The organism is Amycolatopsis sp. WAC 01375 (assembly GCF_003947325.1).
Taxonomy (GTDB): domain Bacteria; phylum Actinomycetota; class Actinomycetes; order Mycobacteriales; family Pseudonocardiaceae; genus Amycolatopsis.
In genome coordinates this window covers 1-25,475 of sequence record NZ_QHHW01000024.1, presented here as the reverse complement: position 1 = coordinate 25,475, position 25,475 = coordinate 1, and the positions used below count along the sequence as shown (strand labels likewise).

25 protein-coding genes are annotated in these 25,475 nt (G+C 70.2%); 13 read left to right on the top strand and 12 right to left on the bottom strand.

Annotated elements, in window-relative coordinates:
* Positions 1-51: 51 nt before the first annotated feature.
* The 5 genes from DL991_RS12215 to DL991_RS12195 all read left to right on the top strand — a co-directional run bounded on the left by DL991_RS12215 (position 52) and on the right by DL991_RS12195 (position 5,029).
* Complete coding sequence (locus DL991_RS12215; RefSeq protein WP_370306132.1) at positions 52-1,365, top strand: NlpC/P60 family protein; 1,314 nt, start codon at positions 52-54, stop codon at positions 1,363-1,365.
* Positions 1,366-1,367: 2 nt separating this feature from the next.
* Positions 1,368-1,910, top strand: a complete 543-nt coding sequence (locus DL991_RS12210) for a molybdenum cofactor guanylyltransferase (protein ID WP_125784097.1) — start codon at positions 1,368-1,370, stop codon at positions 1,908-1,910.
* A gap of 117 nt (positions 1,911-2,027) precedes the next feature.
* The gene (locus DL991_RS12205; protein ID WP_125784095.1) at positions 2,028-3,098 is read left to right on the top strand and encodes a MoxR family ATPase; all 1,071 of its coding nucleotides are present in this window, start codon (positions 2,028-2,030) and stop codon (positions 3,096-3,098) included.
* 69 nt (positions 3,099-3,167) lie between these two features.
* On the top strand, positions 3,168-4,052 hold the full coding sequence (locus DL991_RS12200) for a DUF58 domain-containing protein (RefSeq protein WP_233598847.1): 885 nt from the start codon (positions 3,168-3,170) through the stop codon (positions 4,050-4,052).
* A complete protein-coding gene (locus DL991_RS12195) occupies positions 4,049-5,029 on the top strand; it encodes a VWA domain-containing protein (RefSeq protein WP_125678229.1) in 981 nt (326 codons plus the stop codon). Before DL991_RS12200 ends, DL991_RS12195 begins: the two co-directional genes overlap by 4 nt.
* A 59-nt stretch (positions 5,030-5,088) precedes the next feature.
* On the opposite strand, the gene DL991_RS12190 is transcribed toward DL991_RS12195, so the two are convergent.
* On the bottom strand, positions 5,089-5,571 hold the full coding sequence (locus DL991_RS12190) for a tRNA (cytidine(34)-2'-O)-methyltransferase (protein WP_125784091.1): 483 nt from the start codon (positions 5,569-5,571) through the stop codon (positions 5,089-5,091).
* A 111-nt stretch (positions 5,572-5,682) separates the two neighbouring features.
* Between DL991_RS12190 and DL991_RS12185 the strand changes: the two genes are divergently transcribed.
* Complete coding sequence (locus tag DL991_RS12185) at positions 5,683-7,278, top strand: alkaline phosphatase (protein ID WP_125784089.1); 1,596 nt, start codon at positions 5,683-5,685, stop codon at positions 7,276-7,278.
* On the opposite strand, the gene DL991_RS12180 is transcribed toward DL991_RS12185, so the two are convergent.
* The 6 genes from DL991_RS12180 to DL991_RS12155 form a co-directional block, all read right to left on the bottom strand.
* Positions 7,266-7,697: a thioesterase family protein gene (locus DL991_RS12180; RefSeq protein ID WP_125784087.1), complete on the bottom strand. Its 432-nt coding sequence runs from the start codon at positions 7,695-7,697 to the stop codon at positions 7,266-7,268. The two genes, DL991_RS12185 and DL991_RS12180, sit on opposite strands and share 13 nt — an antisense overlap.
* Positions 7,698-7,887: 190 nt before the next feature.
* Positions 7,888-9,174, bottom strand: coding sequence for a lipase (locus DL991_RS12175; protein WP_125784084.1), 1,287 nt, complete (start codon positions 9,172-9,174; stop codon positions 7,888-7,890).
* A 145-nt stretch (positions 9,175-9,319) separates the two neighbouring features.
* Positions 9,320-10,261, bottom strand: coding sequence for a TAXI family TRAP transporter solute-binding subunit (locus DL991_RS12170; protein WP_125784082.1), 942 nt, complete (start codon positions 10,259-10,261; stop codon positions 9,320-9,322).
* On the bottom strand, positions 10,258-11,661 hold the full coding sequence (locus DL991_RS12165) for a HAMP domain-containing sensor histidine kinase (protein ID WP_125784080.1): 1,404 nt from the start codon (positions 11,659-11,661) through the stop codon (positions 10,258-10,260). Before DL991_RS12165 ends, DL991_RS12170 begins: the two co-directional genes overlap by 4 nt.
* Before the next feature lie 3 nt (positions 11,662-11,664).
* Positions 11,665-12,333 carry a response regulator transcription factor gene (locus tag DL991_RS12160; protein ID WP_125784078.1) on the bottom strand — a complete coding sequence of 223 codons (669 nt, stop codon included), beginning with the start codon at positions 12,331-12,333 and terminating at the stop codon, positions 11,665-11,667.
* A gap of 10 nt (positions 12,334-12,343) precedes the next feature.
* Positions 12,344-13,702 (bottom strand): MFS transporter, encoded by a 1,359-nt coding sequence (locus DL991_RS12155; RefSeq protein ID WP_125784076.1) that lies wholly within the window; start codon positions 13,700-13,702, stop codon positions 12,344-12,346.
* 191 nt (positions 13,703-13,893) lie between these two features.
* Between DL991_RS12155 and fabG the strand changes: the two genes are divergently transcribed.
* Together fabG and fabI are read left to right on the top strand one after the other, a co-directional pair.
* On the top strand, positions 13,894-14,598 hold the full coding sequence (fabG, locus tag DL991_RS12150) for a beta-ketoacyl-ACP reductase (protein WP_016334125.1): 705 nt from the start codon (positions 13,894-13,896) through the stop codon (positions 14,596-14,598).
* A gap of 48 nt (positions 14,599-14,646) precedes the next feature.
* The gene (fabI, locus tag DL991_RS12145) at positions 14,647-15,414 is read left to right on the top strand and encodes an enoyl-ACP reductase FabI (protein ID WP_034306560.1); all 768 of its coding nucleotides are present in this window, start codon (positions 14,647-14,649) and stop codon (positions 15,412-15,414) included.
* Positions 15,415-15,479: 65 nt separating this feature from the next.
* Here fabI and DL991_RS12140 read toward each other — a convergent pair whose 3' ends face one another.
* From DL991_RS12140 to DL991_RS12130, 3 genes are all read right to left on the bottom strand, one after another.
* A complete protein-coding gene (locus DL991_RS12140) occupies positions 15,480-15,884 on the bottom strand; it encodes a nuclear transport factor 2 family protein (RefSeq protein WP_125784074.1) in 405 nt (134 codons plus the stop codon).
* A gap of 8 nt (positions 15,885-15,892) precedes the next feature.
* The gene (locus DL991_RS12135; protein WP_125784072.1) at positions 15,893-17,074 is read right to left on the bottom strand and encodes a Cmx/CmrA family chloramphenicol efflux MFS transporter; all 1,182 of its coding nucleotides are present in this window, start codon (positions 17,072-17,074) and stop codon (positions 15,893-15,895) included.
* Between the two features lie 75 nt (positions 17,075-17,149).
* A complete protein-coding gene (locus DL991_RS12130) occupies positions 17,150-17,734 on the bottom strand; it encodes a TetR/AcrR family transcriptional regulator (RefSeq protein WP_125784070.1) in 585 nt (194 codons plus the stop codon).
* A gap of 85 nt (positions 17,735-17,819) precedes the next feature.
* Between DL991_RS12130 and DL991_RS12125 the strand changes: the two genes are divergently transcribed.
* Positions 17,820-18,866, top strand: coding sequence for a ferrochelatase (locus DL991_RS12125; protein ID WP_125784068.1), 1,047 nt, complete (start codon positions 17,820-17,822; stop codon positions 18,864-18,866).
* A 70-nt stretch (positions 18,867-18,936) separates the two neighbouring features.
* Here the strand turns inward: DL991_RS12125 and DL991_RS12120 are convergent, their stop codons facing one another.
* The gene (locus tag DL991_RS12120; protein WP_125784066.1) at positions 18,937-19,512 is read right to left on the bottom strand and encodes a TetR/AcrR family transcriptional regulator; all 576 of its coding nucleotides are present in this window, start codon (positions 19,510-19,512) and stop codon (positions 18,937-18,939) included.
* An 85-nt stretch (positions 19,513-19,597) separates the two neighbouring features.
* Here DL991_RS12120 and DL991_RS12115 point away from each other — a divergent pair, with 85 nt between their 5' ends.
* Together DL991_RS12115 and DL991_RS12110 are read left to right on the top strand one after the other, a co-directional pair.
* Complete coding sequence (locus DL991_RS12115; protein WP_125784064.1) at positions 19,598-20,482, top strand: alpha/beta fold hydrolase; 885 nt, start codon at positions 19,598-19,600, stop codon at positions 20,480-20,482.
* Entirely contained in the window at positions 20,479-21,099 is a 621-nt protein-coding gene (locus DL991_RS12110) for a VC0807 family protein (protein WP_125784062.1), read from the top strand. The genes DL991_RS12115 and DL991_RS12110 overlap by 4 nt, the downstream gene beginning before the upstream one ends.
* A 4-nt stretch (positions 21,100-21,103) precedes the next feature.
* Here the strand turns inward: DL991_RS12110 and DL991_RS12105 are convergent, their stop codons facing one another.
* The gene (locus DL991_RS12105; RefSeq protein WP_125784060.1) at positions 21,104-21,901 is read right to left on the bottom strand and encodes a hypothetical protein; all 798 of its coding nucleotides are present in this window, start codon (positions 21,899-21,901) and stop codon (positions 21,104-21,106) included.
* A gap of 134 nt (positions 21,902-22,035) precedes the next feature.
* On the opposite strand from DL991_RS12105, the gene DL991_RS12100 reads away from it, so the two are divergent.
* Together DL991_RS12100 and DL991_RS12095 are read left to right on the top strand one after the other, a co-directional pair.
* A complete protein-coding gene (locus tag DL991_RS12100; RefSeq protein WP_125784058.1) occupies positions 22,036-23,433 on the top strand; it encodes a sigma 54-interacting transcriptional regulator in 1,398 nt (465 codons plus the stop codon).
* Positions 23,430-25,388, top strand: coding sequence for a VWA domain-containing protein (locus DL991_RS12095; protein ID WP_125784056.1), 1,959 nt, complete (start codon positions 23,430-23,432; stop codon positions 25,386-25,388). The genes DL991_RS12100 and DL991_RS12095 overlap by 4 nt, the downstream gene beginning before the upstream one ends.
* The last annotated feature ends 87 nt before the right edge of the window (positions 25,389-25,475 follow it).

Genomic DNA, 25,475 nt, shown 5'->3' with positions numbered 1-25,475 from the left:
GGGCGGATCGTGCGTGGTGAAGCCGGGTCTGGGACGAGTGCCCGCCGTGGCATGACCATCGGCGCGCTCGCCGTCACCCTGTTGCTCGGGGTGACGGGCACGGGGCTCGCGGTCCCGCCGCCCCCGCCGAACCCCAGCGACTCCGAGATCAACTCCAGCAAGGCCGAGGCCAACGCCAAGGCGGGCGACGTCGGCAGGCTCACGAACCAGCTGGCCCAGGCCGAGTCCAAGCTCGCCCAGCTCAACGACGACGTCGAGTTGAAGATGGAAGAGGCGAACAAGGCCAGGGTCGACGCGGAGACCGCGCAGGACGAAGCCGCGCAGGCCGATCGTGAGGCGCAGTCCGCGCGCACCGAATCCGACGCCGCGCAGGCGACCATCGACAAGGCCCGGGCCGACCTCGACAAGTTCGCCGCCGCCAGCTTCCAGCAGGGCAGCACCATCGGCTCGGTGTCGGCGTACCTCACGGCCAACAGCCCGAAGGAACTCCTCGGCCGCGCCCAGATGCTCGACGCGGTCGGCGGCAGCAGGCTCAACGCGCTCGACACGATGAAGCGCGCGCAGACGGACAAGTCCAACAAGGACGCGACCGCGCGCAAGAAGCTGGAGATCGCGCAGGAGCGCAAGCGCGCGGCCGAAGCGGCCAAACGCGAGGCCGACAACGCGCAGAGCGCCGCCCAGCACGCGCAGGACAACCAGGCCACGCAGAACCAGAAGCTCGAAGCCGACAAGGCGGGCGTCGAGAAGCAGCTCTTCGAAGCGCAGCAGAAAGTCAGCGGCCTGCAGGGGCAGCGGCAGCGCTACGAGGACTGGAAGGCGCAGAAGGCCCGCGAGGACGAGGAACGCGCTCGTCAGGCCGCTCTCGCCGCGTCGAGGCCCAGCCCCAGTCAGGGCGGAGGCGGCCGTCCGACGGGCAGGCCCGTCCAGTCGGCCCCAGCCGGGGCGAGCGTCGAAGCCGTCGTCCGGCGGGCGCTGGCGCAACTCGGCGTGGTCTACGCCTGGGGCGGTGGCAACACGGCCGGTCCGACACGCGGCATCCGCGACGGGGGTACGGCCGATCGTTACGGCGACTACAACAAGATCGGCTTCGACTGCTCGGGCCTGATGATCTACGCGTTCGCCGGGGTGAAGTCGCTCCCGCACTACAGCGGCTACCAGTACAACGCCGGGCGGAAAGTGCCGCTCTCGCAGATGCGCCGCGGTGACATGCTCTTCTGGGGCGGCAGCGCGCGGGGCATCCACCACGTCGCGATGTACCTCGGGAACGGGCAGATGGTCGAGGCGCCGCAGTCGGGTCTGCGGGTCCGCATCGCGCCGGTGCGCTACGGCGGCATCATGCCGTACGCGACCCGCTTGATCGGCTGAGCGTGACTCACGCGGGGATCGTGCTGGCGGGCGGCGCCGCGCGTCGCCTGTCCGGTGTGGACAAACCCGCACTCCCCGTCGGAGGGAAACCGTTGCTGGCCAGGGCGCTGGCCGCGCTCGAGGACGCGGATCCGGTGATCGTCGTCGGCCCGGAACGGCCGGGTTTCGGCGACGTCGTCTGGACCCGGGAAGTTTCGCCCGGCACGGGTCCGGTGGCCGCGCTGGCAGCCGGGCTCGCGTTGGTGCGCACGGAGATCGTCGTGGTGCTGGCCGGTGACCTCGCCGGCGTCCGGAAGTCCACAGTGGATCGCCTGGTGACCGCACTCGGTGCCGCGTCGGGCGCGGTTCTGGTCGACGCCTCGGGGGAGCGGCAATGGCTGCTCGGCGCCTGGCGCGCGGAGGCGCTGCGCGCGGCCTTGCCGGAGACGGTGGAGAACGCCTCGCTGCGGCGGACGCTGGGCGGGCTGGACATCGTCGAGGTGCCCGAGGAGCCGGGCGAGAGCGACGACATCGACACGCCCGAGGATCTGGACCGGCTCTCCTAGAGCTTCACAGCCGTCATACCGCTGATCGGGTTGGCTACCTTCACGAACGGCTGTGTCACCGACCACTACGGTCACATCCGGACGCAAGAACGCAAGCGGGGAACACAGGAGGCACGAGTGACCGAGCCCGGCTACGCCGATGGCGCGCAGCAGCAGCCCGGAACGCCGGCGCGGGACGCCCAGTTGCTGGAGCGGACCGTGTTCGAGGTCAAGCGGATCATCGTCGGCCAGGACAGGCTGGTCGAACGGATGCTGGTCGGCCTGCTGGCCAGGGGACACCTCCTGCTCGAAGGCGTTCCCGGCGTCGCGAAGACCCTCGCCGTCGAGACCTTCGCGCGCGTGGTCGGCGGCTCGTTCTCGCGCGTGCAGTTCACCCCGGACCTGGTCCCCGCCGACATCCTCGGCACCCGGATCTACCGGCAGGGCGCAGAGCGGTTCGACGTCGAACTCGGCCCGGTGGTGGCGAACTTCGTGCTCGCCGACGAGATCAACCGCGCCCCGGCCAAGGTGCAGTCGGCGATGCTCGAGGTGATGGCCGAGCGGCACGTGTCGATCGGCGGCCAGACCTTCGAGATGCCCGACCCGTTCCTCGTGCTCGCCACGCAGAACCCGATCGAGAACGAGGGCGTGTACCCGCTGCCCGAGGCGCAGCGCGACCGGTTCCTGTTCAAGATCGTCGTCGAGTACCCGACCGCCGAGGAAGAGCGGGAGATCATCTACCGGATGGGCGTCACCGCGCCCACCCCGCAAGAGGTGCTGTCCCCGGGTGAACTGGTCCGCCTGCAGGGCGTGGCATCGCAGGTGTTCGTGCACCACGCGCTGGTCGACTACGTCGTCCGTCTCGTGCTCACCACCCGCACCCCGAACGACCACGGCCTCGCCGACGTCGCGGGCTGGGTGTCCTACGGCGCGTCGCCGCGTGCCAGCCTCGGCATCATCGCCGCCTCGCGGGCGCTGGCCCTGGTCCGCGGCCGGGACTACGTGCTGCCGCAGGACGTCGTCGACGTCGTTCCCGACGTGCTGCGCCACCGGCTCGTGCTGTCCTACGACGCGCTGGCCGACGGCGTCCCCATCGACCACATCATCACGCGGGTGCTGCAGACCGTGCCGTTGCCGCAGGTCTCGGCCCGCCCGCAGGGCGGCGCCGGGCAGAGCGGCCCGGTCCCGGCCGGCGCACCCGTCAGGTAAGGAACTCGCGTGAAGAACGAGAAGGGCGAACGTCCTTCCTGGGCTCCGCCGGTACTCCGCGGGGAGCGGATGGAGGCGGGCCTGCGCACGCTCGAACTCGACGTGCGCCGCCGTCTCGACGGTCTGCTGCAGGGAAACCATCTCGGCCTGGTGCCGGGGCCCGGTTCGGAACCGGGGGAGGCCCGGCCGTACCAGCCCGGTGACGACGTCCGCCGGATGGACTGGGCGGTCACCGCGCGCACGACGAGCCCGCACATCCGGGAGACCGTCGCCGACCGCGAACTGGAGACGTGGCTGGTGGCGGACGTGTCCGCGAGCCTCGATTTCGGCACGGCGCTGTGCGAGAAGCGAGACCTGGTCGTCTGCGCGACGGCCGCGGTCGCCCACCTGACCGGCGGTGGCGGCAACCGGATCGGCGCGCTCGTCTCCAACGGGGCGGGCAGCATCACGCGCATCCCGGCGCGCGGCGGGCTCCCGCACGCGCGGGGACTGGTCCGCAAGATCGCCGAAACCCCGCGTGCCGAGGAAGGTGTCCGCGGGGATCTCGCCGCGGCGCTGGAGAAACTGCGCCGCCCGCCCCGCCGTCGCGGGCTCGCCGTCGTGATCTCCGACTTCCTCGGCGACATGGAATGGCAGCGTCCGTTGCGCGCGCTCGGCGGGCACCACGACCTCATCGCCATCGAAGTCCTCGACCCGCGCGACATCGACCTGCCCGACGTGGGCACCGTCGTGCTGGCCGACCCGGAGACAGGGAAACAGCGCGAAGTGCACGCTTCGGCCTTGCTGCGCAAGGAATTCGGCGCCGCGGCGCACGCTCACCGGCAGGAGGTCGCGGCCGCGCTGCGCCGGGCCGGTGCCGCGCATCTGGTGCTGCGCACCGATTCGGACTGGATCGCGGATATGGTCCGGTTCGTGGTGGCCCGCAAGCGCCGCTGGTCCGGTGGTGTCGCGTGAGCCTGACCGGATTCGCGTCGCCGTGGTGGTTCCTGCTGCTGTTGGCGGTCGCCGCGGTGGCCGTCGGGTATGTGCTCTCGCAGCGCGCGCGGCGCAAGCGCACCATGCGGTTCGCCAACCTGGAATTGCTGGAGAAGGTCGCGCCGAAGAGCCAGGGATGGGTGCGGCACGTTCCCGCCATCCTGATCGTGCTTTCGCTGCTGGTGCTGACCGTCGCGCTCGCCGGGCCGACGGCCGAGCAGAAGGTGCCGCGCAACCGGGCGACCGTGATGCTGGTGATCGACACCTCGCTGTCGATGGAAGCGACCGACGTCGCCCCGACCCGGTTGAAGGCGGCCCAGGAGTCGGCGCGGTCGTTCGCGCAGAACATGACTCCTGGCGTGAACCTCGGGCTGATCTCCTTCGCGGGGACGGCGACCGTGCTGGTGGCGCCGACCACCGATCGCGGCGGCGTGGTGAAGGCGATCGACAACCTCAAGCTGGCGCAGTCGACGGCCACCGGTGAGGGGATTTTCGCCGCGTTGCAGTCGATCGAGAGCTTCTCGGCGATCGTCGGCGGCGCGGAAGGCCCGCCTCCCGCCCGGATCGTCCTGATGAGTGACGGCAAGCAGACCGTTCCGGACGATCTGTACGCCCCGCGAGGCGGCTACACGGCGGCGCAGGCGGCGAAGCAGGCTCAGGTGCCGATCTCGTCGATCGCGTTCGGGACCACGCACGGTTCGGTCGACATCGACGGCAAACCGCAGGATGTGAAGGTCGACGTCGAGTCGCTGGAGGAGATCGCCCGGCTTTCGGGCGGCGACTTCTACAAGGCGGCGAGCGCTGAAGAGCTGAAACGCGTGTACGACGACCTCGGCGAGCAGATCGGGTACGAGCTGAAGGACGCCGACGCGAGCCGGCCTTGGGTGATTCTGGGGACCCTGGTCTTGATGATCGGGGCGGCCGCTTCGCTCTTCTTGGGGCAGCGACTGCCCTAGACGCTCAGGCTCTGCAATGAAGGGGCCTTTCATAGCAAATTTTGCTATGAAAGGCCCCTTCATTGCAGTGGGGCAGGAGTCTCAGGGGTCCCGAAGTCGTTCTGCCGCCAAGCCTCGTAGACGGCGATCGCCGCGGTGTTCGACAGGTTCAGCGACCGGCTCGTCGGCAGCATCGGCAGCCGCACCCGGTCGGTCACCTGGGTGGACTCCTGGACCTCCGCGGGCAGCCCCGCCGACTCCGGTCCGAACATCAGCACGTCTCCGGGCACGTACGCGACGTCGGTGTGCAGCCGTGTCGCCGAAGCGCTGAACGCGTAGACGCGAGAGGGGAGCAGCGCCGTCCACGCGGCGTCGAGGTCCGCGTGCACGTGGACGCGCGCGAGGTCGTGGTAGTCGAGCCCGGCACGCCGTAACTGCTTGTCCTCCAGCGCGAAACCGAGCGGCTCCACCAGGTGGAGTTCGCAGCCGGTGTTCGCGGTCAAGCGGATCGCGTTACCCGTGTTGGGCGGGATTTCCGGGCGGTAGAAAAGGATACGGAACACGAGGGTTGATCGTCTTTCGTTCACGGGCGCTTCGCCTGAGCGCGGCCGGGTGGCCATCAAGCCGGACGAGCATGAGGCCCGCCCGTGACCATCCCACCACAGGAGGGCTTCATGCCTTCGCTCCCTCACCCCCTGTCGCGGCGTCGCTTCCTCGGTTATGGCTCCGCCGGCGCGGCCGCCGTCCTGCTGGGGACCGGTGCCTGGAACGCCGCCGGTGCGATGCCGCTCGCTCGCGGTGCCGGAAACCCGTTCACCCTCGGTGTCGCGTCGGGTGATCCGTTGCCCGGCGGTGTCGTGCTCTGGACCCGGCTCGCGCCGAAGCCCTACGAGGCCGACGGCTTCGGCGGTATGCCGCGGACGCCGGTCCGCGTCGAGTACGAGGTGTCGCTCGACGAGCGCTTCCGCGCCGTGATCCGCCGCGGATCCGTGGTCGCCACGCCAGAACTCGGCCACTCCGTGCACCCCGAGATCCACGGCCTCGCACCGGATCACGAGTACTTCTACCGCTTCCGCACCGGTGACGAGGTCTCGCCGGTCGGCCGCACCAGGACGGCGCCCGTCGCTTGGTCGTCGCCGCGCGAGCTGAACTTCGCGTTCGCGTCGTGCCAGAGCTGGGAGGCCGGGCACTTCACCGCGTACGAGCACATGGCGGCCGAGGACCTCGACCTGGTCGTGCACCTGGGCGACTACCTCTACGAAAGCGGCGTCACGGGTGTCGGCCGCGGCACGCCGGTGGGGCCGCAGTTCAAGGGCGAGACCTTCGACCTGGCCCGCTACCGGCTCCAGTACGCGCTCTACAAGTCCGAAGCGCCGCTGATGGCCGCGCACGCCGCCTTCCCGTGGATCCACGTCAACGACGACCACGAGGTGGAGAACAACTGGGCGGGCGACATCTCGCAGATCGACAAGGAACCGGACCAGGACCGCGCGGTGTTCCGCCGTCGGCGCGCCGAGGCGTTCCAGGCGATGTACGAGCACCTGCCGTACCGCATCGCGCAGCTGCCGAAGGGGCCGGACGCGCGGCTTCACCGGCGGCTGAGCTACGGCACGCTGGCCGACTTCACCATGCTCGACACCCGCCAGTACCGCGACGACCAGCCGTGCGGTGACGGCCAGTCGGCGAACTGCACCGAGCGGTTCGACCAGGACCGCACGCTGCTCGGCTCGGAACAGCGGGGCTGGCTGCTCGACGGCTTCTCCCGGTCCCGCGCGCGGTGGCAGATCCTCGGCAACCAGGCCCCGATGGGCCAGACCGACACCGACGCCGGCGAGGCCACGAACGTCTACCTCGACCCGTGGGACGGCTACGTCGCCGACCGCGACCGCGTGCTCGCGGCCGCGCAGGACCGCGGTGTGCGAAACCTGGTGGTCATCACCGGCGACAGGCACCAGAACTACGCGTGGGACCTCAAACGCGACTTCGGTGACCCGGGTTCGCCCACCGTCGCGAGCGAGTTCGTCGGGACGTCGATCACCAGCGGTGGCAACGGCGCCGACATGACGCCGGGCGGTGAGAACCTGCTGAAGGCCAACCCGCACATGAAGTTCTTCAACAGCCAGCGGGGATACGTCAGGGTCAACGTCAACCGGCAGCGCTGGCGGAGCGACTTCCGGGTGGTGCCGTTCGTCAACACCCCCGGCGCGCCGATCAGCACGCGGGCCAGCTACGTCGTCGAGGACCGGCGCCCCGGCGTTCAGTCCTCCTGAGCGGGCAGGAGGGCGGCGTACACCTTGCGGACCGACGCGGGTGGCGCCGCCTTCTTGAGCGTCGTCGGGTCGACGAAGACGTAGCGGGTCTTCACTTCCGTGCACAGGTCGCCGCCGCGGCTGATCTCGAAGTCGATGATCAGCGACGTCGTGCCGAGGTGGTTCAGGTACACGGCCACGACCAGTTCGTCGTCGTAGCGGCAGGGCGCGCGGTAGCGGAGGTTCGACTCGGCGACCACGACGTCGACGCCGCTGTCCAGTGCCGCTTCGTGGGAGCCGAAGAGGGCTTTCTCCACTTCGAACATGGCCATGTCGACGTAGGCGAGGTAGTTCGCGTTGAACACGATGCCCTGTCCGTCGCATTCGTGGTAACGCACGCGCAGGGGCATTTCGACGATCGGTTTCCGTGGCTCTGTCACGGTTTCCAACTTACGTTAAGGGCTTCTTCCCTTTGTGCGAGGAAGGGCCACGACTCGCGAGGATGAGCGGGCGGTGCCGGTGGGGCGACTGAAGATCACCGAAGTCCGTGAAGGCCTCCTTGAGGGACCCAGAGTCCCTCAAGGAGGCCTTCACGGACCGACCTTTCGCAAACGCCCGAATCGCCCCGGCTCAGTCGATGAAATCGATATTCGGGTGGCGCGGCGACTCGCCGTCGAACAGGTGCCGGTCGCGGCCCTTCAGGTGCAGATCGAAGAACGCGCCGATGTACTCCCGTTGTGCCGCCAGTGATCGGCGGGGATCGATGGTGCCGATGACCGCCTCACGCTTCTCCGGCGCCACTCGCGAACCGAGCTGCGGCACGACGACCTGAAGATCGCTGTAGGCCATGTGCGTGCTGCCGCCGCGGAGCAGCAGGTCCCGCTTCCAGCCCCGCTGGTTGGCCCAGAAGTCCGCCCAGCTGCGGTCGAAATCGGGCTGCTTGTGCGTGTGCTCCAGCGGCTTCCCGTTCTCGTCGACGCCCTCGGCGCCCATCAGCATGAACGGCCGGTCCAGGCCGCGTTTCGTGACCTCGCCGGGCACGTAGGCACTGCCCGGCGGGTAGCCGAACGCGGTCGCCATCGCGCCGTCCAGGTTGATCCCGGCGTCGATCCGGCGGTCGTGCACCATCGCCTCGCCGGAGGTGAACCCGCCGTAGGAATGCCCGTAGGCACCGACCCGGGACAGGTCGAGTGACCAGCCGAGGCCGCGGGGGAGCTGTCGCTTCTCCGCGTCGGGATTCTCGCCGCGGGCGATCTTCGCGAGCTGGTCTAGGACGAATCGGGTGTCACCGACCCGTGCGTCGAGCGCCTTCTTCATGAATTCTGGGCCCTCGCCCGGCGGCAGGGCCGTTTCGAGGCGCCCGCCGGGGAATTCGACCGCCGCGCTCTCGTAGGTGTGCGAGAGCGAGACGACGACGTAGCCGCGGCTGGCCAGATCGTCGACGATCGCCGAATACGTCTCCCGAGGCCCGCCGAAACCGGGTGAGAAGAGCGTGACCGGCTTGGGCGCGCCGTGCGCCGCGGGAACGCCGAGCTCGGCCCGCCGCTTCGCCGACGCCCAGTCGATGGAGCCCGCCGGGAGATCGAGGTAGTCCTTGCTCGCCAGCGTCTGGTCGATGACGCCGCTGATGCCGGGCGTGAGCCACGGCGCGCGTGGTCCGTCGGCGAAGCGGTCGGCCGGATAGGTGACGGTGACCATGAGTTCCCGGCGCCGTTCCGGTTTCCACGGATCGGGGCGGGAGCTGTCGACGAGGTGGAGGTCGGTGGTGCCGACGTCGTAGTGCCCGGTGAGGGCCGGTGCGGTGAGCTTGGCCTGGTCGGCCGCGACGGCGGGGGCCGCCGTGGCGAGCCCGCCCGCGAGCGCGAGGCCCGCGATCAGCGCCGAACCCCGCACCCCCCTGGTGTGTCTCGATGACACTGTCCTAATTGGCCCATGTTGCGACGACCGCATGAATTCGCCCACTGCTGGAGTCCTTCCGGATCGGGGCGGCCCGGCGGCCGCCTGCCTCCGACCCTGGCAGCGCTCCAGGTCTGCGCGCATCCCTCTGAAGATGGAGCGCGGGTCACCCGTGCAGGGCACGGTAGGCCGACGCGGCACCAGGGTGCAGCGGGACCTTGCCGGTGCCGATCAGCGTCCGGACGTCGAGGAACTGGGTTCCGACGGCGGATGCCGGGACGAGGTCGGCGGCGTGTCCGGCCAGCACGCGCGCGACGGCGGCCGCGACATCGTCGGGCAGCGAAGGCGCGGCCAGCAACAGGTTCGCGACGCCGATCGTCCGCAGTTCGCCGACGCCCTGGTAGGCCTGCGCCGGGACGTGGACCTGGTCGTACACCGGGCCGTAGCCCGCCCGCAGGGCCGGCAGATGGGCGTCGAGGGGGAGCAGGGTGATCGCGGTGGTCCGGTTGAGCTCGGTGAGCGCCGGAGTCGGGATCCCACCGGACCAGAGCAGCGCGTCGACCTCGTGTGCCGCCAACGCGTTGATCGCTTCACCCAGGAGCAGGTTCTTCGCCTTCACCGGCACTTGGGCGCGGGCGAACAGCCGCGAGCTGAACACCGCCACGCCTGAGCCGCTCGCGCCCATCGCCACCGGTCGTCCGGCCAGATCGGCGAGCGACCGCACGCGACCGTCCGCGCGGACCACGAGCTGGTGGTAGTTCTCGTAGACGCGGCCGATGGCCGAGAAGGCGATCGGGACGGAGAACGGCTCCGCGCCGGTGAAGGCCGCCTCGGCGACGTCGCCGAGGACGAGCCCGAGATCGGCCCGGCCGTCCCGCAGCCGCCGCAGGTTCTCGACGCTGGCCTCGGTGGCGACGGCCGTCGCGTGCAGCCGGGGCTCCGCGCGGTTCAGCTGCTGGGCCAGCAGTTCCGCGAAGGCGAGATAGAAACCGCCGCTCTCACCCGCCGAGATGACGACCTCCCGCTCCGGTCCCCGGTAGCCCGCCGTCGAGCAGCCCGCGAGAGTGGCGAGCCCAGCGAGGATCGCCGTACGCCTGGTGACGGTCATGGTGTCCCTCCCGTCGCGAGAGGGAGTTCGACGCGGACTTCGAGCCCCCGCGGTTCGGCTTGGCGCAGTTCGAGTTTCCCGCCCCGGGCGAGCACGTGCTGGTTCGCGATCGAAAGGCCGAGTCCCGTCCCGCGCGGCGCGCCGTCGCCGCCTGCCCGCCAGAACCGTTCGGTCGCCCGTTCACGATCCTCTGTGGACAGTCCAGGACCGTTGTCGGACACGAAGACCGTGGCGGTCGTGTCACCGGTCTCGTAGCCGGTGGTGATCGTGGCGCCGCGGCCCGCGTAGTGCACCGCGTTGTCCAGCAGGACATCCAGCACTTGGGCGAGATCGCTTTCCGGACACCGTACGGGCACCGGCTCGTCGTGGCCTTCCGACGCCGCGAGGCGGACTCCCGCGTCGTCCGCCGAGGGCCGCCACGCGTCGACCCGTTCGGCCAGGACGGCCGGGAGATCGCAGGGTTCGTCGCCGGACTCACCCGCGGCGAGCCGGGTCGCGGCGCTTTCGGCGAGCGCCAGCGCGAGCAACCCGTCGAGCAGGGACTCCAGGCGCTCGACCTCGGCGACGGTCGCCAGGTAGGCCCGCTGGCCGTCCCCATCGACCTGCGCGGCCAGCGAATCCACCCGCAACCGCAAGGCGGCCATGGGATTCCGCAGCTGATGCGACGCGTCCGCGACGAGCCGCCGCTGCTGCTCGGACGCCTCGACGACGGCGTCGGACATCCGGTTGAACGACGTCGCGAGCGAACGCAGTTCGCGGGGCCCCGCCCGGTCGGGAACCTGTGCGCGATGTCCCTCGGTCACCGCCTGCACGCCGGTCTCCAATTCGTGCAGCGGCCGCACCATCCAGCGGGCCAGCAGGACCGCGAGCAGCACGAACAGCGCCGCGACCAGTGCCGCACCAGCGACGATCGTGGCCCAGCGGGTGGCGACGTCGGCCGCCGCCGCGGTCACCGACGCGCGGAGGACGACCACTCCGGCCACCCGCGTCCCGGTGCCCACCGGGCGGGCGAAATAGACCGGATCCGCCGACCACGGACTCAGCTGCTCCGGTCCCTTCGCGGGCTGGTTGCGCAGCGCGGCCTCGACGAGTGAGCGGACCACCGGTTCCGCGGCGGTCATGCCGCCGGTTTCGACCAGTGCCCCTCCGCGCGCGTCGACCACCACGACGGCCTCGCCGTATAACGACGAATACCGTGCGGCGTCGACCGTCAGCGTGGTCGCGTCGCCGGCGTCGACGGCCTGCTGGGCGAGGACGACGAACCGGTCGACGTCGGCGTTGCGGGCGATCACCAGCTGCTGGGTCCGCTGCGCGGCGGTCGACCCGAACAGCGGGATCGCGAACGCGGCGACCACGGTCAGCGCGAGCGCGACGAGGACGACCAGCAGCCGGGTGCGCACCGGTCAGTCCCGGCCGAGGCGGTAGCCGAAACCCCGGATCGTGGTGAGCAGTCCCGGCCGGTCGAGCTTCGCGCGCAGCTGGGTCAGGTGCACGTCGAGCGAACGGGAGACGGCGAGGTACGCGTCGCCCCAGACTTCGTCCATCAACTGCTGGCGGCTCACCGCGGTGCCCGGTCGGGCGGCGAGCACGGCCAGGACGGCGAATTCCTTGGCGGTGAGCCCGATGTCGGTCCCGTCGACGAGCACGCGCCGCGCGCCGAGGTCGATCTCGACGTCCTCGACGCGGACGATGCCGTCCTGCGGTGTGGCCGAGACCGCGGCGCGCCGGACGACCGCATCCATCCTCGCCAGCAGTTCCGCCAGGCGGATCGGTTTGGTCAGGTAGTCGTCGGCGCCGAGCCGCAACCCGCGCACCACGGACCGCTCGTCCCCGCTCGCGGTGAGCACGAGCACCGGCACCGGCGAGACCTGCCGGACCTTCCTGAGCACGTCGAGCCCATGCATGTCCGGCAGGTTGAGGTCCAGCAGGATCACGTCGGCCGCGCGATGCCGGTGCAGGGCGTCGCTGCCGCGGATCGCGTGGGAGACGGTATGGCCGCGCGATTGCAGGGCTTCGGCGAGCGCGTCGGCGACACCGGCGTCGTCTTCGACGAGCAACACCCGCACGGCCATACCTTCCCGCCTAGCCTTCCCGGCCGGACACGAGCTCGGGCTCGGGCTGGTTCTTCTTGTCCAGCTCCGAGGTCTTCGAGGTTTCCCGCATTGTGCCGTACACGATCAGCGACACCAGGACGCAGCCCGCGACGTAGAAGAAGAACACCGATTCGTGACCGGCCCCCTTCAACGCCTGCGCGATGAGCTCGGCCGTGCCGCCGAAGATCGCCACGGTGAGCGCGTAGGGGAGACCGACGCCGATGGCACGGATCTTCGTCGGGAACAGCTCGGCCTTCACGATCGCGTTGATCGAGGTGTAGCCGGTGACGATCACCAGCCCGGCCAGCATCAGCAGGAACGCGAGCACCGGCTCCTTCGTCCCGCCCATCAGCGTCATGATCGGGACGGTCAGCAGCGTGCCGGCGATGCCGAAGAACATCAGCAGCGGACGGCGGCCGATGCGGTCGGAGAGTTTGCCCGCGAACGGCTGCAGGATCGCGGCCACGAGGATCGCGCAGAACAGGATCAGCGTGACCGTCCGGCGCGGGATGCCCGCGGTGTTCTCCATGAACTTCTGGCTGTAGGTGGCGAAGGTGTAGAACGACACCGTGCCGCCGAGGGTGAGGCCGACGACGAGCGCGATCTCCTTGGGGTACTTGATGAGCGCGCGCAGCGTGCCCTTGTCGCCCGCCTCCTTGCCGGTGCCGGACGCCTTGGCCGCTTCGAAGCTGGCCGACTCGTCCATCCCGCGGCGCAGGAACATCACCACGACCGCGGCGAGCGCGCCGACGACGAACGCGATCCGCCAGCCCCACGACGTCAGCTGCTGTTCGGTCAGGATGGCCTGCAGCAGCAACTGGAGACCGAGCGCCAGCAACTGGCCGCCGTACAGCGTCACGTACTGGAAGCTGGAGTAGAAGCCGCGTTTGCCCGGAGTGGCCACTTCGGACAGATAGGTCGCGGAGGTCGAATACTCCCCGCCGACCGAGAGCCCCTGGATGAGCCGGGCCACCAGCAGCAGGATCGGCGCGGCGATCCCGATCGAGGCGTAGGTCGGGGTGACCGCGATCATCAGCGACCCCGCCGCCATCAACGTGACGGAAAGCACGAGTGCGCTTCGTCGCCCGAAGCGGTCGGCGAACCGGCCCAGCATCCAGCCGCCGAGCGGTCGCATGAGGAAACCGACGGCGAAGACCGCCGCGGTGCCGAGGAAGGCCGCCGTCGTGTCCTTGGTGGGGAAGAAGGACTTGGCGAAGTATGTGGTGAAGGCGGCGTAGGCGTACCAGTCGTACCACTCGACCAGGTTGCCGATCGAGCCGCGCAGCACGTTGCCGACGACTCGCCTCTCGCTTACGGGCGGCGACGCTTCGCCGATCCGGGTTGTCATCTTTGACCTCCTGTGTTCCGGCTCACGGTGAACAATCCGTGACGGCCGGGCAAGGTTTCGGCGCGGTTCCTAACATCCGCTTAGGACGGTCGCGGTTACCCGGAGGTAGGGGTGGCGCGGCTCCGGCGGGCGCCGGGCGAGCCGATAACCTCAGTGCCGTCAGCGCGACACGACGAGGCGAGGAGAGCTCTGTGGGACGGTCGGTACTGGTCACCGGCGGCAACCGCGGCATCGGTTTGGCGATCGCGAAGGACCTCGCGGCGCAGGGGCACAAGGTCGCGATCACGCACCGCGGTTCCGGAGCGCCCGAAGGTCTCTTCGGCGTGCAGGCCGACGTCACCGACGCCGAGCAGATCGACGCCGCCTTCAAGCTCGTCGAGGAGCACCAGGGCCCGGTCGAGGTCCTCGTCGCGAACGCGGGCATGACCGACGACACCCTCCTCATGCGGATGAGCGAGGAGCAGTTCACCCGCGTGGTGGACGCCAACCTCACCGGCGCCTACCGGGTCGCCAAACGCGCCTCGCGCGGCATGCTGCGCGGCAAGTGGGGCCGCTACATCTTCATCTCGTCCGTCGTCGGCCTCACCGGCTCGGCGGGCCAGGTCAACTACGCGGCGAGCAAGGCGGGTCTCGTCGGTCTCGCCCGTTCGCTCGCGCGTGAGCTGGGCTCGCGCAACATCACCTCGAACGTCATCGCGCCGGGCTTCGTCGCCACGGACATGACCGACGAGCTCGGCGAGGACCGCAAGAAGGAGATCCTCGCCCAGGTTCCCTCCGGCCGGTACGCCGAGCCGTCGGAGATCGCCGCCGCCGTCCGCTACCTCGCCTCCGAAGAGGCCGGGTACGTCAACGGCGCGGTGCTGCCGGTCGACGGCGGCCTCGGCATGGGCCACTGACGTCCCCGTTTTCCCGTACCGATCGAAACCACCCGGACTGGAGGTCCCGTGCCAGGACTGCTCGAAGGCAAGCGCCTGCTGATCACCGGCGTCATCACCGACGCCTCGCTCGCGTTCCACGCGGCCAAGATCGCGCAGCAGGAGGGCGCGAAGGTCGTGCTCACCGGCTTCGGCAGGCTGTCGCTCGTCGAGCGCATCGCCAAGCGTCTCCCCGAGGAGGCGCCGGTGCTGGAGCTGGACGTCACCAACCAGGAGCACCTCGACTCGCTCGCCGACCGCGTGCGTGAGCACGTCGACGGGCTCGACGGGGTGCTGCACTCGATCGGGTTCGCCCCGCAGTCCTGCCTGGGCGCGCCGTTCCTGGACGCCCCCAGCGAGGACGTGAAGGTGGCCGTCGACGTCTCGGCGTACTCCTTCAAGGCCCTCGCGGTCGCGACCCTGCCGCTGCTGTCGCGCGGTTCGTCGATCGTCGGCATGGACTTCGACGCGCGCGTCGCGTGGCCCGTCTACAACTGGATGGGCGTCGCGAAGGCCGCTCTGGAATCGGTGAACCGGTACCTGGCGCGCGACCTCGGCCCGAAGGGCATCCGGGTCAACCTGGTCAGCGCCGGTCCGATGAAGACCATGGCGGCGAAGTCGATCCCCGGTTTCTCCGAGCTGGAGGAGGGCTGGGGCGACCGCGCGCCGCTCGGCTGGGACAGCTCCGACCCGGACCCGACGGCGAAGTCCGTCTGCGCCGTGCTGTCGGACTGGCTGCCCGCCACGACCGGCTCGATGATCATGGTCGACGGCGGAGTGCACGCCCTCGGCATCTAGGTCTCTTACGCGCGTGAAGGCCCCCTTCCCTCGGCTCAGCCGAGGGAAGGGGGCCTTCACGCGCATCAGGGCAGGACGGCGTTGGCGACGTGCCACGAGTCCTCGAGCAGCAGGTACTTGGTGATCAGGCCGTTGTCGTTCACCTCGAACTCGATGGTGAAGGCCGTCTCGATCACCTTGCCGGTGCCGCGGATCGTCGAGCGGAGGCGGCCGATCGCGACCGCGTGCGGTCCGTCGACGAGGACGCGTTCGACGTCGAACCGGTCCTTGATGAGCCCTTTGTCGAGCAGTTCGTAGAACTCGCGGATCTCCGCCCGGTTTCGCCGCGGGCCGATCCACGGGACGAGCTCGGTCGCACCGGGGATGTCCCACCCGACGCTGTCGGCGAACAGTTCCGTGGCTCCGTCGGTGTCCCCTGTGGACATTCGGCGGAAGAACTCGTCGAGGGTGGCTCTGGTTCGTTCGGACATGATTCTCCCTACTGGGTAACGGGTTCGCGGAGCAGGCGGGTGTTGTCGGTGCGCTGGACACCGGCGGCGAAGGTGAGCGCGACGACGGTGGCGACGCCGAGGCCGACGCTCACCCAGGCGACGCTGGGATAGCCGAGACCGGCGTCGATCGACTCGCCGCCGAGCCACGGGCCGACGGTGTTGCCGACGTTGAACGCGGCGGTCGTGCTCGCGCCGACGAGCGTGGGCGCGTTGCCCGCCACGGCGAAGGCGCGGACGTTCAAGGCGGGATTGACCCCGAATCCGGCGACGCCGAACAGGAACACGGCGAAGATCGCGACCGGGGTCGCCGGGCCGGACAGCGCGAGCAGCACGAGGGCGAGCAGGGCGACGGCGAGGCCGCCGTAGAGGGTCGCGAAGGGCCTCGCGTCGGCGAGCCGTCCGCCGACGGTGATACCGATCAGCGCGCCGAGCCCGAACAGGGAAAGCACGCCAGGAACCCAGCTTTCCGGCAGTCCGGCGACTTCCGTGAGCATGGGCGCGAGGTAGCTGAAGGTCGCGAAGATCATCGCCTGCGCGAACGCGATGACGCCGAGTGCCAGCCAGAACCGGCCGCCGCGGTAGAGCCGCAGTTCGGTCGCCACGTCGGTCTTGGTCTCACCGTTCTGCGTCTCCGGGACCAAGGCGAAGACCCCGATCAGCGCGACGACGGTCAAGGCCGTGACCGCCCAGAACGCGGCCCGCCAGCCCGCGTGCTGGCCGAGGAAGGTCCCCGCGGGCACGCCGGCGATGTTCGCGACGGTGAGCCCGCCGACCAGGATGGCCAGCGCGCGGCCACGGCGCTCGACCGGGACCAGCGCGACGGCGGTGGCAGCCGCGACCGCCCAGAACCCGGCGCAGGCGACGGCGCTGACCACGCGGGTCGCGAAGAGCAGGGCGTATCCCGAGCCCAGCGCGCCGACCACGTGCGAGATGCCGAAGACGACGAGCAAGGCCATGAGGGTGGCACGCCTCGGCACCCGCAGCGTCGCGATCGCGAGCAGGGGAGCGCCGACGACCATGCCGATCGCGAAAGCCGAGATGAGCAGCCCGGCCTCCGGGATGCCGACGTTCAGATCGGCCGCCATCCCGGGCAGCAGGCCGGTGATCATGAACTCGGACGTGCCGAGCGCGAACACGCTCAGTCCGAGTACGCAGACTGCCAAAGGCACGGGGATTCCCTCCAGTTTTGTATTGATCAGTCCAAAATGTGGGCAGCGTCGCGCACAAGGGTTTCGTTCCAGGTGTTACTCGGCGGCGATCGCGTCCAATGCGATGGCGGCGACGGCCTCCATGGCCGCCCGTCCGGCGCCGCGGCGGGACATCAGCCGGAGTCCGGCGACGGTGCTGTGCGCGAACTCGGCGATGGCACCGGGCTCGCGGTCGCCGTCGATCGTCCCGTCGAGCTGCCCTTCCCTGGCGCAGGCCGAGAGAAGGGTGAGATGGCGTCCGGTGTCGGCGTCGATCCGCGCTTTGATCTCGGGATCGCGATCACCGAATTCGGCCACCGTGTTGACCACGAGGCAGCCTCGGCCATGGTTCGCGACTTCCTCGTCGATCGTGTACGAGAACAGGGTGCGAAACCGCTCGAGGCCGGTCCCGGACTCCTCCAGCAAGGCCGTCCTGGCCACGATCCCGCGTTCGGCGTAGTGGTCGAGCGCGCGCATGAACAGTTCGTGCTTGCTGGTGAAGGTGTTGTAGATGCTGCTGCGGCCCAAGCCGGTGGCTTCGCAGAGGGCCTGCGTCGACGTGCCCTCGTAGCCGCGAAGCCAGAACGCGTCCATGGCGCGCCCGATCGCGGCGCGCTCGTCGAATTCCTTCGGCCTGGCCATGGGAGCGACCGTATCATGTTTTGGATCGATCGGTTCAAAACGGGCCGGGTCAGCGTGCGGGGCGCCACAACGGCAAGATGACGGGGTGGGTTACGACGCGCTGCTTTGGCTTTCGTTCGGTGGTCCCGAGGGGCCCGACGAGGTGATGCCGTTCCTGGAGAACGTCACGCGGGGCCGTGGGGTCCCCCGGGAACGACTGCTCGAGGTCTCCGAGCACTACCAGCACTTCGGCGGGGTCTCGCCGATCAACCGGCTGAACCGGGACGCGATCTCCGCGGTGGAGAAGCAGCTCGCGGCCGCCGGGATCGACCTGCCCGTCCACTTCGGCAACCGCAACTGGCGGCCGATGGTCGAGGACGCCCTCGCCGAGATCGCCAAGGCGGGCGCCCAGCGCGTCCTGGTCTTCCCCACGAGCGCGTACGGCGGCTACTCCGCCTGCCGTCAGTACGACGAGGACATCGAGCGCGCCCGTGCGTCGGTCGGCGACGGCGCGCCGGAACTGGTGAAACTGCGGCAGTTCTTCGATCACCCGCTGTTCATCGCCGCCTTCGCCGACGCCGTTCGCGCCGCGCACGCGAAGCTGGGGAACCAGTCTGGAACCAGGACCGTGTTCTGCGCCCACTCGGTGCCCGAATCCGCCGACACCGCGTCCGGGCCGCCCGCGGAAGGCGGCAGGCGCTACTCGCGTCAGATCGCCGAGGCCGCGCGCCTCGTCGCGGCCGAAGCGGGAATCGAGACCTACGACGTCGTGTGGCAGTCGCGCTCCGGTCCGCCGCAGGTGCCGTGGCTGGAGCCGGACATCGTCGACCACATCGACTCGCTGCACGCGGAAGGCGTCACCTCGGTGGTGGTCTGCCCCGTGGGTTTCGTGTCCGACCACCTCGAGGTGATCTGGGACCTCGACAACGAGGCCGCGGAACGGGCCGCGGAGCACGGCATGGGCTTCGCGCGGGCCGCGACGCCGGACACCGACCCGCGTTTCGCCGAGCTCGTCGTGGAACTGATCCGGGAGCACATCGACGGGGCACCCGCGCGGAAGCTGTCGCCGTTCCCGGCGGCGGGGTGCACGGTCAACGGTGCGCCTTGCGCGATCGGGTGCTGCGAACCCGCGAAGCGGCCCGCACGTCCTTGAAGTACATGAAGGCCCCCGTCTTTGCGTCTAGCGCGAGGAAGGGGGCCTTCGTGTACTCGGAAGGTGCCGCTCACGGGGTGGCGGTGATCCTCGACAGGTGGCGGTCGATCAGGGCGATGGCCTCTTCGCCGGACTGATAGCCGAGCAGCACCGCGTCGCCGAGGCCGGAGACCAGCGCCAGCAGGAGCGCGGCTTCGGCGACCGGGTCGACGGTGGACGCGAACTCGCCGTCGTCCCTGGCGGCGGTGAGCATGGCCGCCACCGCGTCGCGGAGCTGGCCGTGGCCGGTCCGGAAGTGGCCGGCGATCTCCGGATCCTTGAGCGCGCGCATCAGGAAGGCGTTGGCGACCAGCGCGTCGTCCCTGGCGGCCTCGTCCAGGGGGAGCAGGGCGATGAGCAGATCCCGGACGCCGAGTTCTGAGGGGGTGGCGATGCGTTCCTCGAGCCCGCTTCTCAAAGTGGTCGTCGCGAAGCGCAGCATGTCGTCTCTCGACGCGAAGTAGTGCTGGACGAACCCTTTCGAGATACCGGCTTCGGCCGCGACCTCGCTCAAGCTGACCCCTTCGAGCCCCCGGTCGGCCGCGATACGCCGGACGGCCGCGGCGATCTGCTGCCGCCGGTGCTCGTGATCGACTCGTTTGGGCACCCGCTCCTCCTTTTGGCAGTCCGATCGGATTGCCAACTTCTCACCAACTGTTTACAATCCGATCGTATCGTAAAGGAGGGTGCATATGAAGGTGGGCGGTTTCGCCTCGTCGGAGGCACGGGCCGAATACGAGGTCGTCTACGAACGAGGCCTGGCGGCTTTGCCCGCGCCGGCCGGGATCCACGACGTCGAGACGGCGTTCGGGGTGGCGCGCGTGTACCGGTTCGGGCAACCGGGCAGAACGCCGATCGTGCTGTTGCCCGGTCGTGCCGGGACCGCGGTGATGTGGGAACCCAACCTCACCGCGTTGCTCGGGCACGGCGAGGTCTACGCGGTGGACCTGATCGGCGAACCCGGCCGCAGTGAACAGACCGCCCCGATCAGGGACGGTGTGGACCAAGCCGCTTGGCTGAATACGGTGCTCGCGGAACTCGACCTGGCGGCGGTGCACCTGATCGGGTACTCGTTCGGTGGCTGGCTCGCCGCCAACCTCGCCGCGCGGGCGCCGGAGCGGCTGAGGTCGCTCACCCTGATCGACCCGGTGCTGACGTTCGGCGGGCTGACCGCGGGACTGGTCGTCCGCGCCACGCTCACCGCGATCCCCGGCATTAACCGATGGGCCCGGCCGTCGTTCCTGCACTGGATCTCCGGTGGCGCGGAGGTCGACACCACCGATCCGGTCGCGCGGGTGATCGACGAAGGAATGCGGACCTATCGCATCGCCCTGCCGTCACCCAGGTTGATCACCGACGCGCAGTTGCGCTCACTGCGGATGCCCGTGCTGGCCCTGATCGCCGGGCGCAGCGTCATCCACCACCCGGACCGCGCGGCCGCGCGGGCTCGTGAGCTTCTGCCGCGGGGGCAGGTCGAACTGTGGCCGTCGGCGACCCACTCCATCGCTGGCGAAGCGGCGGACGAGGTCAACGCGCGGATCCTGGCCTTCCTGGCGGCAGAGGAAACACCGTCGTGACCGGGCACGGCAGGAATCCGACGCTCTCCTTGCTGCTCTGGGATGTCGCGCTCCCGTTGGCCGCGTACTACGGGCTCCGGCTCGCCGGGCAGAGCGAGCAGGTCTCCTTGCTGGCCGGGGCGGTGGTGGCCGCGGCCCGGATCGCGTGGGTCGCCGTCCGAGACCGGTCCTTCGACGGCTTCGCCGCGTTGCTGGCAGGCGTGCTCGGGGTCGGGCTCGTGCTTTCGCTGGTCAGCGGTGACGCGAAATTCCTGTTGCTCAAGGAATCCTTCGCCACCGCGACCGCCGCGATCGTGCTGCTGGTGAGCTGCTTCAGCCGCACGCCCATGGTGCTCGTCGCCGTGCGGGCCGGTTCCAGCGCGGCGAAACGCGCCGAGATCGACCGCCTCACCGGCGAGGTGCCCGCTTTCCGCCGGGCGTTCACCCGGATGTCGGCGGTGTGGGGAGTGGCGCTGCTGCTGGAGGCCGCGGTCCGCGTGCCGCTGGTCTACACCCTGTCGGCCGACGTGATGAACGCGCTCAGCGTGGTCCTGCTGATCGCGGTCATCGGCGGGCTTTCGCTGTGGTCCGTCCGGTATGCCGAGAAGATCCAGAGAAAGCACTCCGTGACCACGTGAACGGCTACGGGTGCCTGTCCGCCTGCTCGGCGAACTCCCGCACCGCTTCGTTGATCGCCGCGCACCGCGCGTTGCGGACGGCTTCGGTCAGCGGCCGCAAGGCCTCCGCCCGCCGAAGCGCCGCCGACGCGGAGAGCGCGCCGCCCGGATCGTCGGATTCGGCGATGGCGAGGATCGCCGCGATCTCCTGGGATCGCTGGAGCACTCGCAGTGCCCGGCCGGGCATCCCCGCGGGCCAGGGCGCGTCGGTGGCCGCCCGCAGCCGGGCCGAGAGTTCCGCCCGCACCCCCGGCCGTTCGCTGGCGACGTCCAGGGTCTGGAGCGCGCCCGCGCTCGCCCGGATCGCGTCGGTCAGGCCGTGCTCGGCCTCGCCGAGCGGGCGGTACTCGAGGACGCCCGGCGTGGGCACCGAGTACACGGTCCACCGCATGAGGCCTTCGGCGATGGCCTCGGGGACGACGCCGTAGCCGAGATCCGGCAACAGGACGGCCTCGCCGGTCCGAAGCGCGGCCTCGGTGAACTGCCCGCCGCCGCCCAGCCCCCGCACGTCGCCGGGCACCGGGAGCAGCAACTGCATGCTCTTGGCACCCTGTACGCGCAGGGCGAGCAGCAGCTGGACCGGGGTCGCCGCCCGGTTGAACGCGAGCGGCAGGTCGAACGCCTCGGCAGCCGCCGCGTCCGCGGCGACGAAGTCGTGGGCTTCGCCCCAGACCTGAAGGGCGTCAAGGATGTCGTCGGAGGCGGCGGCTCCGTTCAGCCACGCCGAAGACCAGACCGCGAGGGTCGCACTAGGACGGCACACTGGACTGATTTTAGTCGTGCTTCCGGCGAAACCCGGAAATGGGCGCGTTATCGAGGGGGAGAGCAGGTGAACGTACCGGAGCTGGAGTTGCTTCACGTCGACAGAGGCCACGGTCGCGACGTAGCGTCGAACGGGTGAACGATGTTCCCGCAAACCTGCCCCGGACCGCCGGGGACCTCCGCGCGGCGGGTCACCTGCCGCGGTCGATCAAACAAGAACTGCACGACAACCTGCTCGCCAAGCTCCGCGCCGGGGAAGACGCCTGGCCCGGGATCGTCGGGTTCTCGCGCACCGTGCTGCCGCAGCTGGAACGCGCGCTGCTGGCCGGGCACGACGTCGTCCTGCTCGGCGAACGCGGCCAAGGCAAGACCCGGCTGCTGCGCACCCTCGCGGGACTTCTCGACGAATGGACGCCCGTCATCGACGGTGCCGAGCTGGCCGAGCATCCGCTCGACCCGATCACCCCGGAATCGCGCCGTCGCGCCGCCGAACTCGGTGACGCCCTGCCGGTGACCTGGCGTCACCGCGACGAGCGGTACACGGAGAAACTGGCCACACCGGACACTTCGGTCGGTGACCTGATCGGCGACGTCGACCCGGTGAAGGTCGCCGAAGGCCGCAGCCTCGGCGATCCCGAGACCATCCACTTCGGACTCGTCCCGCGTGCCCACCGCGGCATCGTGGCGATCAACGAGCTGCCGGACCTCGCCGAGCGCATCCAGGTCGCGTTGCTGAACGTGATGGAGGAGCGCGACATCCAGGTGCGCGGCTACACCCTGCGCCTGCCGCTGGACGTGCTGCTGGTGTCGACGGCCAACCCGGAGGACTACACCAACCGCGGCCGTATCATCACCCCGCTCAAGGACCGGTTCGGCGCCGAGATCCGGACGCACTACCCGCTCGACGTCGAATCGGAGATCGCCGTCGTCCGGCAGGAGGCGCACCTGGTCGCCGAGGTCGGCGAGCCGCTCCTGGAGGTGCTGGCCCGGTTCGTGCGGAACCTGCGCGAGTCGCCGGTGATCGACCAGCGGTCGGGCGTCTCGGCCCGGTTCGCCGTCGCGGCGGCGGAAACGGTCGGCGCGGCGGCACTGCGCCGGTCCGCGCTGACCGGCGAGGAACCCGCCGTGGCGCGTCCGGTCGACCTCGACGCGGTGCCCGCCGTCCTGCGGGGCAAGCTCGAATTCGAGCCGGGCGAGGAGGGCCGCGAGACCGAGCATCTCGTGCACCTGCTGCGCCGGGCGGTCGCGGAGACGGCCCGTTCGCGGTTCGCCGGTCTGGATCTGCTGCCGCTGGCCGACGCCGTCGAGTCCGGGCATCTGGTCTCCACCGGGGAACGCGTGCCCGGAAAGGACGTCCTCGCCGCACTGCCGGAACTGCCCGTGCTCCACGACGTCGCCGCGCGCGCCGGCGTCGGCCCGGACGAACCGGCGGGGCGGATCGCGGCCGCGGTCGAACTGGCACTGGAATCCCTGTTCCTGTCGAGGAAACTCGCCAAGGACTCCGACGACGGCACGACCGTCTACGGCCGATGAGCGCCGCCCCGGAGGGCTACTCGTACGGGCCGTGGCACGACGGTCCGGATCCGCTGGCGCCACCGGCGGATCTGCGGGACGCGCTCGACGAGATCGGCCGCGACGTCATGGTGGGCGCCTCGCCCCGGTCCGCGCTGGAAGAGCTGTTGCGGCGCGGCACCCCGCGCACCGCCGGGCTCGACGAACTGACCAGGCGGCTCTGGCAGCGCCGGTCGGAGATCCAGCGGCGGCACCGGCTGGACGGCACGCTCCAGGAGGTCCAGCGGCTGCTCGACCAGGCACTGGAGGCCGAGCGGAGTGAGCTGTTCCCCGATCCGGACGACGACGCCCGCTTCCGTGAGGCCCAGCTGGACGCGTTGCCGCCCGGGACGGCGGCGGCCGTACGCGAACTCGCCGAGTACGACTGGCGCTCGCAGGCGGGCAGGGAGAACTACGAGAAGATCCGTGACCTGCTCGGCCGTGAGCTGCTGGATTCCCGCTTCGAGGGGATGAAGGAGGCGCTGCGGAACGCCGGACCGGAAGAGGCCGAGCGGGCCAACCGGATGCTCGCCGATCTCAACGACCTGCTGGCCGCGCACGCTCAGGGCCGTGAGGACGTCCCGGAGCGGTTCGCGGAGTTCATGCGCGAGCACGGCGAATTCTTCCCGGAGAACCCGAAGAACGTCGAGGAGCTGATCGACGTCCTCGCCGCTCGTGCCGCGGCCGCGCAGCGGATGCTCAACTCGATGACCCCGGAGCAACGGGCCGAACTGGCCGAACTGTCGCAGCAGGCGTTCGGCGACCCTCGGCTCGCGCAACAGCTGTCCACTTTGGACGCCCAGCTGCGCGCGCTGCGGCCCGGCGAGGACTGGACGTCTTCGGAACGGTTCCGGGGCGACGATCCCTTGGGCCTCGGTGAGGGTGCCCGCGCGATGTCCGATCTCGCCGAACTGGACGCGCTGGCCGAACAGCTCGGCCAGTCCTATCCCGGCGCGCGGCTGGAGGACATCGACGTCGACGCTCTCGAACGCCAGCTCGGACCGGACGCGGGCGTGGACGCTCGGCGGCTGTCCGAGCTGGAACGCGAGCTCCGGCGGCAAGGTCTCTTCGAACGTGCCCCGGACGGCACGCTTCGCTTGTCTCCCAAAGCTTTGCGACGACTCGGAGAGACAGCGCTCGCCGATGTCGTGAACGCGCTGCGCGGCAAGACGGGCCAGCGGGAGACCGAGTCCGCCGGCGCCGCGGGCGAGCCGACCGGCGCGACCAGGCCGTGGCGGTTCGGGGACATGCAGCCGTGGGATGTCTCCAGGACGGTCCGCAACTCCGTCCTGCGCTCGGTTTCGGTGGGGGAGCGGCTGGTCCGGATGGACGTCTCCGACGTCGAGGTGATCGAGACCGAGCATCGGTCGCGGGCGGCGGTGGCGTTGCTCGTGGACACCTCGTGGTCGATGGTGCAGGAGGGCCGCTGGCTGCCGATGAAGCGGACGGCGCTCGCGCTGCACCAGCTGATCAGCACCCGGTTCCGCAACGACGCCCTCCAGCTGATCACCTTCGGCCGCTACGCGACATCGGTCGAACTGGCCGAACTCGTCGGGCTGGAGGGCGCTTGGGAGCAGGGCACCAACGCCCACCACGCCCTGTTGCTGGCCGGACGGCATCTGCGGCGGCATCCCGACGCGCAGCCGGTCGTCCTGATGGTCACCGACGGTGAGCCGACGGCGCATCTGGAACCCGACGGTTCGGCGGAGTTCGACTATCCGCCCCAGCCCAGGACGCTGCTCAAGACGCTGTCCGAAGTGGACCGGATGGCGAAGCTGGGCGCGTCGGTGACGGTGTTCCGGCTCGGGGACGACCCGCGCCTGACGGAGTTCGTCGACCTCATCGCCCGGCGCTCGGGCGGCCGCGTCGTCGCTCCGGATCTGGACGGGCTCGGCGCCGCCGTGGTCGGCGACTACCTGCGGACCAGGAAGCGGTAGTGAGGGTGGGCCGGGTGGGTCGTGAGTGGCGATTCGGGTTCTAACCCGAATCGCCACTCACGACCACCTGGACCTGCCGCGAACTCG